The 13,700-nt window shown below is 73.8% G+C and carries 9 protein-coding genes, 1 tRNA gene, 1 other RNA gene and 4 pseudogenes; 10 read left to right on the top strand and 5 right to left on the bottom strand.

Annotated features, from left to right (window positions below):
- Nucleotides 1-242: 242 nt before the first annotated feature.
- Nucleotides 243-920 (bottom strand): HdeD family acid-resistance protein, encoded by a 678-nt coding sequence (locus ACWEN3_RS26380; protein ID WP_452975683.1) that lies wholly within the window; start codon nt 918-920, stop codon nt 243-245.
- A gap of 54 nt (nt 921-974) precedes the next feature.
- Nucleotides 975-1,568, bottom strand: a complete 594-nt coding sequence (locus tag ACWEN3_RS26375; RefSeq protein ID WP_452975681.1) for an HhH-GPD-type base excision DNA repair protein — start codon at nt 1,566-1,568, stop codon at nt 975-977.
- 103 nt (nt 1,569-1,671) lie between these two features.
- On the opposite strand from ACWEN3_RS26375, the pseudogene ACWEN3_RS26370 reads away from it, so the two are divergent.
- The 5 genes and pseudogenes from ACWEN3_RS26370 to ACWEN3_RS26350 all read left to right on the top strand — a co-directional run bounded on the left by ACWEN3_RS26370 (nt 1,672) and on the right by ACWEN3_RS26350 (nt 7,501).
- Nucleotides 1,672-3,771: pseudogene (locus ACWEN3_RS26370) on the top strand (penicillin acylase family protein).
- Nucleotides 3,761-4,360 carry a GNAT family N-acetyltransferase gene (locus ACWEN3_RS26365; RefSeq protein WP_452975679.1) on the top strand — a complete coding sequence of 200 codons (600 nt, stop codon included), beginning with the start codon at nt 3,761-3,763 and terminating at the stop codon, nt 4,358-4,360. Before ACWEN3_RS26370 ends, ACWEN3_RS26365 begins: the two are co-directional and overlap by 11 nt.
- A gap of 2 nt (nt 4,361-4,362) precedes the next feature.
- Entirely contained in the window at nt 4,363-4,836 is a 474-nt protein-coding gene (locus tag ACWEN3_RS26360) for a cupin domain-containing protein (RefSeq protein WP_452975685.1), read from the top strand.
- Entirely contained in the window at nt 4,833-5,594 is a 762-nt protein-coding gene (locus tag ACWEN3_RS26355; protein WP_452975678.1) for an SDR family NAD(P)-dependent oxidoreductase, read from the top strand. Before ACWEN3_RS26360 ends, ACWEN3_RS26355 begins: the two co-directional genes overlap by 4 nt.
- A 101-nt stretch (nt 5,595-5,695) precedes the next feature.
- On the top strand, nt 5,696-7,501 hold the full coding sequence (locus ACWEN3_RS26350) for a copper resistance CopC/CopD family protein (protein WP_452975676.1): 1,806 nt from the start codon (nt 5,696-5,698) through the stop codon (nt 7,499-7,501).
- Between the two features lie 24 nt (nt 7,502-7,525).
- On the opposite strand, the gene ACWEN3_RS26345 is transcribed toward ACWEN3_RS26350, so the two are convergent.
- Entirely contained in the window at nt 7,526-10,324 is a 2,799-nt protein-coding gene (locus ACWEN3_RS26345; protein WP_452975674.1) for a SpoIIE family protein phosphatase, read from the bottom strand.
- A gap of 146 nt (nt 10,325-10,470) precedes the next feature.
- Between ACWEN3_RS26345 and ACWEN3_RS26340 the strand changes: the two genes are divergently transcribed.
- Complete coding sequence (locus ACWEN3_RS26340; RefSeq protein WP_452975672.1) at nt 10,471-11,250, top strand: VOC family protein; 780 nt, start codon at nt 10,471-10,473, stop codon at nt 11,248-11,250.
- A gap of 234 nt (nt 11,251-11,484) precedes the next feature.
- Here ACWEN3_RS26340 and ACWEN3_RS26335 read toward each other — a convergent pair whose 3' ends face one another.
- The gene (locus tag ACWEN3_RS26335; protein WP_452975670.1) at nt 11,485-11,700 is read right to left on the bottom strand and encodes a hypothetical protein; all 216 of its coding nucleotides are present in this window, start codon (nt 11,698-11,700) and stop codon (nt 11,485-11,487) included.
- A gap of 191 nt (nt 11,701-11,891) precedes the next feature.
- Here ACWEN3_RS26335 and ACWEN3_RS26330 point away from each other — a divergent pair.
- Nucleotides 11,892-12,020: pseudogene (locus ACWEN3_RS26330) on the top strand (integrase); the annotation flags it as partial.
- Nucleotides 12,021-12,099: 79 nt separating this feature from the next.
- Here the strand turns inward: ACWEN3_RS26330 and ACWEN3_RS26325 are convergent.
- A tRNA-Ser gene (locus ACWEN3_RS26325) sits at nt 12,100-12,187 on the bottom strand.
- Nucleotides 12,188-12,283: 96 nt separating this feature from the next.
- Here ACWEN3_RS26325 and ffs point away from each other — a divergent pair.
- From ffs to ACWEN3_RS26310, 3 genes and pseudogenes are all read left to right on the top strand, one after another.
- Nucleotides 12,284-12,382, top strand: an RNA gene (ffs, locus tag ACWEN3_RS26320) — signal recognition particle sRNA small type.
- Nucleotides 12,383-12,437: 55 nt separating this feature from the next.
- Nucleotides 12,438-13,622, top strand: a pseudogene (locus tag ACWEN3_RS26315) (DNA polymerase III subunit gamma and tau); the annotation flags it as partial.
- Nucleotides 13,606-13,700 (top strand): annotated as a pseudogene (locus ACWEN3_RS26310) (ferredoxin); the annotation flags it as partial. The pseudogenes ACWEN3_RS26315 and ACWEN3_RS26310, both read left to right, overlap by 17 nt.

Here is a 13,700-nt window from a genome sequence, read left to right as displayed (position 1 = left end):
GGACGTCGTGCTCGGCGGAGCCGGCGGCCGCGGTCAGGGCGGGAGCCGCCTGCGCCTGCGCATGGGCGGCGGGCACCCACAGGGCGAGGAGCAGCACGAGCACCCGCGGCCAGGTACGGATCCGGCGGCTGGTCGTGCTCCTGCTCACGGCAGGTGTCTGCCCGCCCCGGCCGGGGAGCGCAGCACCCCGCGCACCAGAACCGCCCGCACGGCGTACCCGCGCGGCACGCGGTTGACGCCGCTCACACGTTCTGCGGCAGCTGCTTGGCCCGGGCGCGGATGCGGAACGCAGTGACGATCTCGACGATCCCCACGATGAGCAGCCAGATGCCGCCGACGAGGGTCAGCACGGCGACCGACCGGAAAGGGGAGTCGATGAGCACGATCCCGGCGACGAAGGTGAGGATCCCGAGGCAGATGTGCCAGCCCCGGGCGGGCATCCGGGAGTCCGAGATGGCGGCCACGGTCTGGGTGATCCCGCGGATCAGCCAGCCGATGCCGATCCACAGGGCGAGCAGCAGGATCGACTGCATGGGCCCGCGGAAGCAGAACAGGCCGAGCAGGATCGACAGGGCGCCGCTGATGAACGCCAGCACCCGCAGCGAGGTCGTCCGGTGCGTGCCGAAGGCGGAGATCACCTGGAAGACACCGCTGATCAGGAGGTAGACGCCGAAGAAGACGCCGACCACGACGAGGGTCTCGCGGGGCCACACGAGGACGAGGACGCCGAGGACCAGGGACGCGATCCCGGTGCCGAGGACGACCTGCCAGGCGACCCGGGACAGGGCGTGCAGCGGGCCCTCGAAGGGCGGTTCGGGCTCGTGGTGCTCGTGCGCGGCGCCGGGCGGGTGAGCCGCGTGGACGCGCTGGTCGTCGTACTCACGGCCCCAGTCGGGGCCGCTGCTCGGTGCCTCGGTCATGTTCCATGCTTGGACCGGCTCGGCGCGATCCGCCACCCGGGTGGGCCGGCGGGCTTACCTCCCCGCGGCCTTGGCCGCCTTCGCCGCCGCCTTCGTCTCCTGCTTGTGGGCGCGCACCTTGGCCAGCGACTCCGGTCCGGTGATGTCGGCGACGGACCGGAAGGACTTCGGCTCGCCGTAGGCCCCGGCGGCCTCCCGCCATCCCGCCGGAGCGACCCCGAGCTGCTTGCCCAGCAGCGCGAGGAAGATCTGCGCCTTCTGCCGGCCGAAGCCGGGCAGGTCCTCCAGCCGCTTCAGCAGCTCGGTCCCGCTGCCGACGCCCCGCCAGACCGCCTCCGCGTCCCCGTCGTAGTGCTCGACCAGGTACTGGCACAACTGCTGGATCCGCTTGGCCATCGAGCCCGGGTAGCGGTGCACGGCGGGCTTCTCGGAGAGCAGCGCCGCGAAGGCCTCCGGGTCCGTCGCCGCGATGTCGTGCGCGTCCAGGTCCCGGGTGCCGAGCCGGTCGGCGATGGTCCGGGGCCCCTTGAACGCCCACTCCATGGGGACCTGCTGGTCGAGCAGCATCCCGGTCAGCGCGGCGAGCGGGGAGCGCCCGAGCAGCGCGTCGGCCTCGGGGTCCTGGGCGAGGTGCAGGGTGACGTCCATGCGTCCATGATCCCGCGCGGCGGTTCGGCCCGCGCGCCGGGTGCCGTACGATTCCCGGGCAGAAACTTAGGCAAGCCTAACCTAAAATGAAGGGGGTTCCGGGGTGACCACCGAGACCTACCGCGACGCCTGGGGCATCCCCCATCTGCGCGCGGCCGGCGTCCGTGAACTCGCCCATGCCCAGGGCCGTGTCACCGCGCTCGACCGGGCCTGGCAACTGGAGGCCGAACGCCATCGCTCCCAGGGCACGTCGGCCTCCTTCCTCGGCGCCACCGCCCTCTCCTGGGACGTCCTCGCCCGCCGGGCCCGCCTCGACGACACCGCGCGCCGCTGCTTCACCGCGCTGGAACACCGGGACCCCGAAACGGCGGACTGGGTCCGGAGCTACGTCGACGGCGTCAACGAGGGACTGGCGGCCGGCACCCGCCGCGCCCCCGAGTTCGCCCGCACCGGCCTCACCCCCGGCCGCTGGCAGCCCTGGACGCCCCTCGGCATCTGGCTCGCCACCCACCTCCTCTTCGCGGGCTTCCCCGCCAAGCTCTGGCGCGAGCACGCGACACGGCACCTGGGCCCGGACGCCGTGCGCCTCTTCTCGACGGACGGCCCCGGCACGGCCGGCAGCAACGGCTGGCTCGTCTCCGGCGCCCGCACCGCCACCGGCCACGCCCTGATCGCCGGCGACCCGCACCGCTTCATCGAGGACCCCGGCGTCTACCAGCAGATCCGTCTGTCCTGCCCCGAGTTCGACGTCATCGGCCTCGCCGTCCCCGGCGTCCCCGGCATCGCCCACTTCGGCCACACCGGCACCGTCGCCTGGGCCATCACCAACGCCATGGCCGACTACCAGGACCTCTACCGCGAACGGCTCCGCCGCACCGGCGCCGGCGTCGAGGCCCTCGGCCCGGACGGCCACTGGCACCGCGCCCACAGCCACCGCGAGACCATCCACGTCGCGGGCGAGCCCCCGCTTTGCGTCGAGGTCGTCGAAACCGCCAGGGGGCCGGTGATCGCGGGCGGCGGCCCGGAGAACCTGGAGACCCCCGCCGACGGCGAGGCCGAGGCGCTCGCCCTGCGCTGTCCGCCCCGCGTCACGGAGGACCTCGGCTTCAGCGCCATCCTCCCGCTCCTGCGCGCCACCACGGTCGCCGACGTCGACCGGGCCCTGGACGCCTGGGCCGAACCGGTGAACGTCGTACAGGCCGCCGACACCCAGGGCGGCACCCTGCACCGCGTCGCCGGCCGCGTCCCCGTGCGCGCACGGGCCAACCGCCTCCACCCGGTCCCCGCCTGGCGGCCCGGCCACGACTGGCACGGCTGGCACGAGACGCCGTACGCGCCCCTCACCGACGGCATCGCGGTGATGGCCAACCAGCGCGGCCTCGCGGGCCCCCTCGGCGTCGAGTTCGCCCCGCCGCACCGCGCCGCCCGCATCCGCGCCCTCCTCGACGCCCGCCGCACCTGGACGGCCGAGGACATGCCGGCGATCCACACCGACACCCACCTGGCCTCCGCCGCCCCCCTCCTCGACCACCTCGCGGCGCTGGACGGCCTCACCCCCGACGCGGCCCGCCTGCGCGAGCGCCTGCTCGCCTAGGACCGCCGCATGGACGCCGGCAGCACCGACGCGGCGGCCTACGCGGCGCTGCGCGGCACGGTCGTCCGCCGCCTCGCCGCGCACCCGGTGTTCGCCCCGCTCACCGAGCCCCCGGCCCACCCGGAGGTGCTGCGACCGTGGCTGGCGCTCGTACCCCGCATCGGGTACGCCCTGGAGCACCTCCTGCGCGCCGAGGAGCTCTACGGCATCGACCGCCCCGCCCTGGTCCGCGCGGCCCTGGAGGAGGCGGCCGCCGCGCCGCCCGCCGGCACCTGGTCGCAGGCACACCGCCTGGCCGCCTGGCGGGCGCTGCCGGGGGAGCCGTACGACCCGCCCGGCCTGGCCGGCGACCACGACTGCGTGCTGTGCACCTCGGCCGTACCCGGCCTCACCGACCACGCCGCGCGCGGCCCGGCCGCCCGCTACGTCTGGGACCTGGCCGACCGGGACAACAGCCGCTGGGTGGTCCCCTTCGGCGCCGACGGCGTCCCGGGCGGCGCCCACCACCACGACCAACTCCCCCTGTGGCTCCGGGGAGAACTGGCCCCCGTCGTCACCGACTGGACCCTGCTCACCCGCGAGCGCACCGAGGAGACCCATGACCACTGACCGGGCCGGCCTGCACGAACAGCACGTCGACGGCTTCGGCACCGTCCGCATCCGCCCCCTCGAACCCGCCGCCGACGCGGACGTGGTCCACGCCTGGGTGAGCGGGGAACGCGCATCCTTCTGGGGCATGAACGGCCTCACCAGGAACCAAGTCGCAGAGATCTACGCCCACATGGCCGGCCTCGGCACCCACCACGCCCACCTGGTCACCAAGGACGGCGCACCGGCGGCCCTGTTCCAGACGTACGAGCCGGCCGCCGACCGGGTGGGCGAGTGCTACGACGTACGCCCCGGCGACCTCGGCGTCCACGTCCTCCTCGCCCCCGCCGGCGCCGCCGGCCCACGGCCCGGCTGGACGGCCGCGCTGCTGACGGTGATGACGGCCTACGCGCTGACGGTCCTGGACCGGCACAGGCTCGTGGCCGACCCGGACGTGCGCAACACCAGGGCCATCGCCCGCTTCGTACGCCAGGGCTTCGTGCCCGGACCGGTGGTCGACCTCCCCGAGGTGGACGTCCCCGATGTCTTCCTGCCGAAGAAGCGCGCCCAACTCGCCTTCCTGGAACGGCGGGTAGCCTTCCCCGGGTGACGATGGCGCCGGACGAGCTGATCGCCCACTACGGACTCGAACCGATCCCCCGCGAGGGCGGCCTGTTCCGGCAGACCTGGGCGGGACCGGAGCGGCCGGACGGCCGGCCCGACGGCGCCGCCATCGTCGCGCTGCTCACGGCCGACGACTACTGCGCCCTGCACCGCCTCCCCCACGCCGAGGTCTGGCACTTCTACCTCGGCGACCCGCTGCGCCTGCTGCTCCTCGCCCCCGACGGCACCACCCGCACCGCCGTCCTCGGCCCCGGCCTGCGCTCCGGCCAGCACGTCCAGTTCACCGTGCCGGCCCGCACCTGGATGGGCGCACGGGTGGCGCCGGGCGGCGCGTGGACGCTCTTCGGCTGCACGACGGCCCCCGGATTCACCTACGCGGACTACGAACACGGGAACGTGACCGACCTGACGGCGCGTTACCCGGGCGAGGCCGGGCGGATCAGGGAACTCTGCCGCCCATGAGGCTGCTCGACGGACAGACCGCCCTGGTGACCGGCGCGGGCGGCGGCATCGGCCGCGCCATCGCCCTGGGGTTCGCCCGGCAGGGCGCGGCGGTGGCCCTGCACTGCCGTACGGCGGTCGCGGCGGCCACCGAAGTCGCCGGGCGCATCCGGGACTCGGGCGGCGAGGCGGTGGTGCTCCGCGCGGACCTGACGGACGAGGACGCCTGCCACCGGCTGGTCCGCGAGACCAGCGACTGGTCGGGGGGCCGCCTCACCGCCGTCGTCAACAACGCGGCCGTCCAGCCGGTCCAGCCGCTGCCCGGCATGACGGCGGCCGAGTGGCGCACGGTCGTCGACACCGACCTCACCGGCGTCTTCGCCTGTACCCAGGCCGCCGCCGCGCATCTGCGGGCGCACGGCGGCGGCACCATCACCCACATCGCCTCCATCGAGGCCGCCCACCCCGCCCCCGGCCACGCCCACTACTGCGCGGCGAAGGCGGCGGTGGTCATGCACGCCCGCGCGGCCGCCCTGGAGTACGGCCCGGCCGGCATCCGCGTCAACACGGTCTCGCCCGGCCTCGTCGACCGCGAGGGACTGGCCCAGGACTGGCCGGGCGGGGTGCGCCGCTGGCTCGCCGCCGCCCCCACCGGCCGCCTGGGCCGCCCCGAGGACGTGGCCGACGCCTGCGTGTTCCTGGCCTCCCCCCTCGCCTCCTGGATCAGCGGCCACGACCTGGTCGTGGACGGCGGCGTCTCGGCGCGGCCGACGTGGTGAGTGCGGGTGAGGGCGAGGGGAGCGGCGGCCGGCCGGTCCGGTGAGCGCGGCGGGCCTTCCGTGCGTACCTGTACGGAGGCGGACGGGGACGGAGGGGCGCGGTGGGCGAGGGACATCGACGGCTGCGACGGCTGACGCTGCTGTGCGCGGGGCTGTTTCTGCTGCTCCTCGGCACGGCGGCGCCCGCGTCGGCCCACGCGACGCTGCGCGCGAGCGACCCCGCCGACGGGACCGTCCTCAGGGCGGCCCCCCGGCACGTGACCCTCGCCTTCTCCGAGTCGGTCGGCCTGCTCACCGACTCCTTCCGCGTCTACGACCCCGGCAACCACCGTGTCCGCACGGGTCCCGCCGGCCACGCCCCCGGCCGCTCCGACACCGCGCGCGTCTCCCTCCCCGCCGGGCTCGCCACCGGCACCTACACGGTGGCCTGGCGGGTCGTGTCGGCCGACAGCCACCCGGTGTCCGGCGCCCTCACCTTCTCGGTCGGCAAGCGCACGGCGACCACCGCCGCCACGGCCCAGGACCCCACCGAGAACCCCGCCACGACGGCCCTGTACAACATCGCGCGCTACCTGGCGTACCTCTCCCTGGCCGGCCTCCTGGGCACGGCGGCGTTCGTGGCGTACTGCCGCCCGCCGACGACGACCCAGCTGCGCACCCCCGCCCTGACCGCCGCCTGGACCCTCATCGCCTCGACGGCCGCCCTGTTCCTGCTGAGGGTGCCGTACGAGGAGGGCGCCTCCCCGCGGGCCGCCCTCTCCCTCTCCGCCCTCGCCCACACGACGGCGACCCGCCCGGGCGCGCTCCTCCTCGCCCGGCTGGCCCTGCTGCTCCTGGCCGGAGCCGGCGCGGCGCTCCTGCGGGCCCGCCGCCGAAGGCTGCCCCGCCGCGAGACGCTCGCCCTGGCCGCCGCGCTGTCCGTCCCCCTCGCCCTGACCTGGTCCGCCGCCGAGCACGCCGCGGCCGGCATCCAGGTCCCGGTGGCGATCACCGCGGCGACCCTGCACCTGCTGGCCATGGCGGCCTGGCTGGGCGGCCTGGCCGCGCTGCTGCGGACCCTGAACCGCGCGCCGGCCGTCCCGGCCTCGGTCCCGGCCCGCTTCTCCCGGCTGGCCCTCACCGCGGTGACCGTCCTGGTGCTGACCGGCGTCTACCAGTCCTGGCGGGGCCTCGGCTCCTGGCAGGCCCTGACGGACACGACGTACGGCCGCACCCTGCTGGCCAAGCTGGCGGCGGTCGCCGCCCTGCTGCTGGCGGCGGCCTGCTCCCGTACCTGGACCGCCCGTCTGGCCCAGCAGTCCCTGACCCGGGCGACCGCGCCCGCCCGCGTCCCCGCGACGGTCGGCGGCCCCCCGTCCCCGGCCCGGCAGGACGCACCGGAACCGCCCCCCGCGCGGCCGGACGGCCCCGGACCGCCCGCCGCCGCCGTCGTCCAGCTACGGCGCTCCGTACTGGCCGAGGCGGCCGTGGCCGTCGTGGTCCTGCTTCTGACGACGCTGCTGACCAGCACCGTCCCGGGCCGTGCGGCGGACACCGCCGGCGCGGCCGTGACCACCGGCATCCCCACCGCCTCGGTCACCACCATCCCCTTCGACGTGGGCACCCCCGGCGGCCGGGGCAAGGTCCAGATCACCCTGGACCCGGGCCGGGTCGGCCGGAACTCCGTCCAGGCGGTCGTCTACGGCCCCGACGGCGGACTGGCCACGGTCCCCGAACTCCGCATCGCCCTGACCCTCCCCGCCCAGCGGATCGGCCCCCTGGACACCAGGGTCACCGACCGCGGCGGCTACTGGGCCGCCGACTCCCTCGACCTCCCCCTTCCGGGGACGTGGACGCTGAAGGCGACGGTCCGGGTGTCCGAGGTGGACCAGGTGACGGTGTCGCGGGCGCTGCGGGTGGAACGGTGACGGCACGCGCCGCCCGCGGTCCGCTCACAACTCGCCCTCGTCGAACTGCTCGAAGAGGAAGTCGACCGGAATGTGCCCGGGTGCGGCGACGGCGCCGTCGAGGAGAGCCTGCTCCGCCCAGATGACCTTGCCGCGGGTCGTGTACCGGGTGCCCCACCGCTGGGCGAACTGGGCCACCAGGAACAGTCCTCGCCCGCCCTCGTCCGTGGTCGCCGCCCGCCGCAGGCGCGGCGACGTGCTGCTGCCGTCCGACACCTCGCAGACGAGGCTGCGCCCGTGCAGCAGCCGCAGGGTGACCGGCGGCGAGCCGTACCGGATCGCGTTCGTGACCAGCTCGCTGACGATCAGTTCGGTGGCGAACGCCGTGTCCCCGAGCCCCCACTCCAGCAGCGTCTCCCGGCAGCGCGCCCGCACCGAGGGGACCAGCGCCGGATCCGACGGCACCTCCCACTCGGCCACGCGCGAGGACGGGAACCGCCGGGTCCGCGCGGTGAGCAGCGCGATGTCGTCGGTGCAGTGGTCCGGTTTCAGGGCGTCGATCACCGCCTGGCACGTCTCCTCCGGGGTGCGGTCCCCGGATCCGTCCAGCGCCCTGCGCAGCCGTTCCAGCCCGACGTCGATGTCGCGGGAACGGTCCTCCACCAGGCCGTCGGTGTACAGCACCAGCTGGGAACCCTCCGGCAGGGTCAGCTCGACCGTCTCGAAGGGGTAGCCGCCCAGGCCGAGCGGCGCCGAGGCCGGCACGCCCGGACAGGTGACCGTTCCGTCCGGACGCACCAGTACGGGTTCCGGGTGGCCCGCGCGGGCCATCGTGCAGGTCCCCGTCACCGAGTCGTAGACCGCGTACAGACAGGTCGCCCCGGTCACCCCTTCCCCCTCGTGGCCTTCCGCGGCCTCGCCCGTGTTCTCCTCGTCGTCCATGCGGGCGACCAGGTCGTCCAGGTTCCCGAGCACCTCGTCGACGGGCAGGTCCAGGGTGGAGAAGTTGTGCACCGCCGTTCGCAGCCGGCCCATCGTCGCCGCCGCGTGCAGCCCGTGGCCGACGACATCGCCCATCACCAGTGCCACGCGCGCGCCCGGAAGCGGGATGACGTCGAACCAGTCCCCGCCCACCCCCGCCTCCGCGGGCAGATACCGCCAGGCCACCTCCAGCGCGTCCTGCTCCGGCTGGGCCCGCGGCAGCAGGCTGCGCTGCAGCGTCACCGCCATCGCGTGCTCCCGGGCGTACCGCCTGGCGTTGTCGATGGCCACCGCCGCCCGCGCGGCCAGCTCCTCCGCGAAGGAGAGGTCTTCCGGCTCGAACACCGGGGAGTCCTCGGTCCGGTAGAAGTTCACCACGCCCAGCGGCACGCCCCGCGCCCGCAGCGGGACGGTCACCAGGGACCGCAGCCCGCGCTCCAGGGCCGCCCGGGCGCGCTCGGGATCCTGTTCCCGCCAGCCGTGGGCCTCTCTCAGATCCGGCTCCAGCAGGCCACGTCCCTCCTGGAGCGTGCGCATCTGCGGGGCGCGGGGCGAGAACGCGATGACCTCGCCCAGCTCGTACGCCGGCATGACCGACGGTCCGCCGCCGATCGCCGCCCGGCGCAGATGCCGCCAGCCCTCCGCCGTCGGCTCCCACCCGCGCAGCACCGCGTCCAGCAGGTCGACCGTCACGAGGTCGGCGAACCGCGGCGCCGTCACGTCGGCCAGCTCCTGGGCCGTGCGCTCGACGTCCAGCCGCGTCCCGATCCCCACGCCGGCCTCGTACAGCAGTTTCAGCCGCTCCCGCGCGACCTCGGCCCGCCCGGTGACGGCCGCCAGCTCCGTGGTGTCCCGCAGGGTCACCACGCTGCCCTGCCGGTCGCCCTGCGGGAACGTGCGCCGCTTGTTCACCGCCACCCACCGGTCTCCCGCGAGGTGCACCTCGTCGGTGACGACCTCCGGCGACGTCAGCAGGCGCGTGATCGGCTCCGGCAGGTCCAGCTCCCGCACCGGCCGCCCCCGCACGTCCGACGGCAGCCCGAGCAGCCGCGTCGCCTCGTCGTTGGCCAGCACCAGCCGTTCGTCGGCGCCGATGATCAGCACCCCTTCCCGCACCGCGTGCAGGACCGCCTCGTGGTGTTCGTACAGCTCCGCCAGCTCCGTGGGGGCCAGGCCGTGCGTCTGCCGCCGCAGCCGCCGGGACACCAGCGTCGTCCCGGTCACGGCCAGCGCGAGCGCGACGGCACCGCTGGCGAGGATGATCGGCAGCTGGGGGAGCCACAGTTCCGCCACGTTCTTGACCGTGATGCCGGCGGAGACGAGGCCGACGACCTTGCCGTGCGCGTCGGTCACCGGGACCACCGCCTGCACGTCCGTCCCCTTGCCCGCGGGCAGCGGGGGACCGCCGGCCTGCTCGACGACGGTGTGGCCCCGCAGCGCCGGTCCGATGGTGCCGACGAACTTCTTCCCGATTTCGCTCGGATAGGGGTACGTGTAGCGGATTCCGTGCGTGTCCATGGCGACGATGAAGTCCAGGCCCGCGTGTTTGCGCGCCGCCTCGGCCCGCGGCTGGAGCACCGCCGTCGGGTCCGGGCTCTGCATGGCGGCGGCCACGCCGGGGGCGTTCGCGAAGGAGTGGGCCGCTACGACCGACTCCCGCTGTCCCTGCTGCAGCGCGTCGTTCGACGCCTGGAGCACCATGGCCGCCACCCCGACCGCGATCAGCAGCACCACGATGACGACCTGGAGAAGGAACACCTGACCGGCCGCGCTGCGCAGGTCCAGCAGGGAAGCGCTGCGCCGCGGGCGTCCGGCGGGTGGATGACCCTCCGGGCTCCTGGAGCGCCCGGAAAATACTCCCATACACCCTTCATAACACCCTGTGCGGACCCGAACCGGGTCTTTCGCCTCGATGCCGCCCGCCCGGTGCTCCGGAGGCGTCTCGGGTGGCGGATCACGGTCCGCGAGGCGAGGGTGACTTTCGGGAAGCACCACAGAAAGAGCGAGAGATGCCCGAAGTCACCACTCCGTACGCGACCGGCACCCCGTGCTGGGTCGATCTGATGACGCAGGACCAGCAGGCCGCGCTCGACTTCTACCGCGACCTGCTCGGCTGGCAGGGCGAGCCCGGACCGGCCGAGTTCGGCGGGTACGCGGTCTGCCGGCTGACCGGCAAGGCCGTGGCCGGCATCGGCCCGGCGATGGCCCCCGAGGGTATGCCGGAACCGCCGACCGTCTGGAACAGCTACCTCGCCAGCACCGACGCGCAGGCCACCCAGGACCAGATCGTCTCCGCGGGCGGCACCCTGCTCGTCCCCGTGGTGGAGGTGGGCAACCTCGGCCGGATGCTCATCGCCTCCGACCCGCAGGGCGCGGTGTTCGGCGTCTGGCAGCCCGGCGAGTTCTTCGGCGTCCAGGTCGTCAACCAGGCCGGCGCGCTGACCTGGAACGAGCTGCACACAACCGATGTGCCCGCCGCCACCGCCTTCTACGGCGAGGCGTTCGGCATCGAGATCGAGCCGCTGGAGGGCGCGGACGCGTACTGGGAGCTGCGGGTCGGCGGCCGGGCGGTCGGCGGCGTCACGCTGCTCGCCAACGACCCGCCGGGCACCCCGCCGCACTGGCTGACGTACTTCGCGGTCGACGACGTCGACTCCACCGTCGACGCCCTGGTCAAGCGCAACGGCACCGTCCTCGCGCCGCCCTTCGACATGATGGCCGGCCGGATGACGGTGGTCGCCGACCCCCAGGGCGCCCCGTTCGCGATGATCAAACCGAACCCGATGTAGAAATTCCCGGAACCGGGAGCCGGGGGCGACCCGGACGCGCGCGCGGACTCGCGTGTGACCGGCGTCATACGGCGGAAACCCCGGAAACCCGGAAACCGCGCGGACATACGCCAGAGGGACGGCCCGGGGTACGTCTCAACGTGCCCGACGGGTCGGCACAGTCCCTGCGCCTCTCCCGGCCACGCTCGCGCGGGAGCGCCCCGCGGCGCGTGGCTGCGGGGCGCTTTGTGGGGTTTAGTCGATGGTGTACCCGTCGTACGTACCGCCCCAGCATTTGACGGTGTTGTGCAGATAGGGCTCTCCGCCGCCCGCCCTGCACTTAGCAGCGGTGGTGTAGTTGAAGTGAGGGGTGGGGCTGGGTTGGGCGGTGGCGGTGGCGGCGCCTGTGAGGCCGAGCCCGGCGAGGGCTGCCGTGGCGATGACGGCGGTGAGGATTCGTCGACTGCGCATTTGGTTCCCCTTTCACGGATTGCCTCGGTTGGGCCACTAGCCAGCTTGATCCTCGCCCATGTGGGTGGCACGTCATGTTGCGCCATTCGGGTGACAGTGCCCGCGCCCGCCCGGAGGAGCGAAGCGACGACGGGTGCTTGATGAGGTAAAGAGGCCTGCAACGGCTCTAGCCACGCCGCCGCGACCGTGCGGAGCCTGGGGGAGCGGCGCGGATGCGCGCCCGCTACATGCATGTGACGGGAGTCATGCTCCGGAAAGTCGCTCAGCAAGTGGGAGACGCGCTCTGGGCGCTGCCTGGCACCGAAGAAAAATCCGACTGAGACGGAAACTGAGACGGACAACGTCGAAGGGCCCCACTGCGAACAGTGGAGCCCTTCGACATCGTGCCCGGTGAGGCACTGGCGGAGGATACGAGATTCGAACTCGTGAGGGGTTGCCCCCAACACGCTTTCCAAGCGTGCGCCCTAGGCCTCTAGGCGAATCCTCCGCCGGAAACATTACATGACCGAGGGGAGTGCTCGCGAACCCGTTCCCGCAGGCCCGGATCCGTTACTGCCCCGAGGCCCGGATCGGGTACTGTGGGCGCAGCCCCTCACGCGGCGCTATCTGACTGAACTCCCCCAGGGCCGGAAGGCAGCAAGGGTAGGTCGGCTCTGGCGGGTGCGTGGGGGGCGTTCGCGTTCCCGGGCGTCCGCGGGCGGGACCGGTTGTCGGTGGGCGCCTATAACCTCGTAAGCGTGTCGTCTCTCGCGCTGTACCGCCGCTATCGCCCGGAGACCTTTGCCGAGGTCATCGGGCAGGAGCATGTCACCGACCCGCTGCAGCAGGCGCTGCGGAACAACCGGGTCAATCACGCGTACCTGTTCAGCGGGCCGCGCGGCTGCGGCAAGACGACCAGCGCCCGCATCCTCGCCCGTTGCCTGAACTGTGAGCAGGGTCCCACCCCGACGCCGTGCGGCGAGTGCCAGTCCTGTCAGGACCTGGCGCGCAACGGTCCGGGCTCGATCGACGTCATCGAGATCGACGCGGCCTCCCACGGCGGTGTGGACGACGCCCGTGAGCTGCGCGAGAAGGCCTTCTTCGGGCCCGCGAGCAGCCGCTACAAGATCTACATCATCGACGAGGCCCACATGGTCACGTCGGCCGGCTTCAACGCGCTGCTGAAGGTCGTCGAGGAGCCGCCGGAGCACCTCAAGTTCATCTTCGCGACGACCGAGCCCGAGAAGGTCATCGGCACCATCCGGTCCAGGACCCATCACTACCCCTTCCGACTCGTGCCGCCCGGCACCCTGCGGGACTACCTCGCCGAGGTCTGCGGGCGGGAGGACATCCCCGTCGAGGAGGGCGTGCTGCCCCTCGTCGTGCGCGCCGGCGCGGGCTCCGTGCGTGACTCCATGTCCGTCATGGACCAGCTGCTCGCCGGCGCCCGGGCGGAGGGTGTGACGTATGCCATGGCCACCTCCCTCCTCGGTTACACCGACGGCTCCCTCCTCGACTCGGTGGTCGAGGCCTTCGCCACCGGTGACGGCGCGGCCGCCTTCGAGGTGATCGACCGCGTCATCGAGGGCGGCAACGACCCCCGCCGCTTCGTCGCCGACCTGCTGGAGCGGCTGCGGGACCTGGTGATCCTCGCCGCCGTCCCGGACGCCGTCGACAAGGGCCTGATCGACGCCCCGGCCGACGTCCTGGAGCGCATGCAGGCCCAGGCCTCCACCTTCGGCGCGGCCGAGCTGAGCCGTGCCGCCGACCTGGTGAACGAGGGCCTGACCGAGATGCGCGGCGCCAACTCGCCCCGCCTCCAGCTGGAACTCATCTGCGCGCGCGTGCTGCTCCCGGCCGCCTACGGCGACGAGCGCTCCGTCATGGCCCGCCTCGACCGCCTCGAGCGGGGCGTCGGTGGCCTCGAAGGCGCTGTACATCCACCCGGACGAATGCGTGGACTGCGGGGCCTGTGAGCCGGTCTGCCCGGTCGAGGCGATCTTCTACGAGGAGGACGTGCC

It is taken from the genome of Streptomyces sp. NPDC004561 (genome assembly GCF_053602155.1).
The sequence above is the reverse complement of the archived record's forward strand: the minus strand, read 5'-3'. Positions and strand labels throughout refer to the sequence as shown.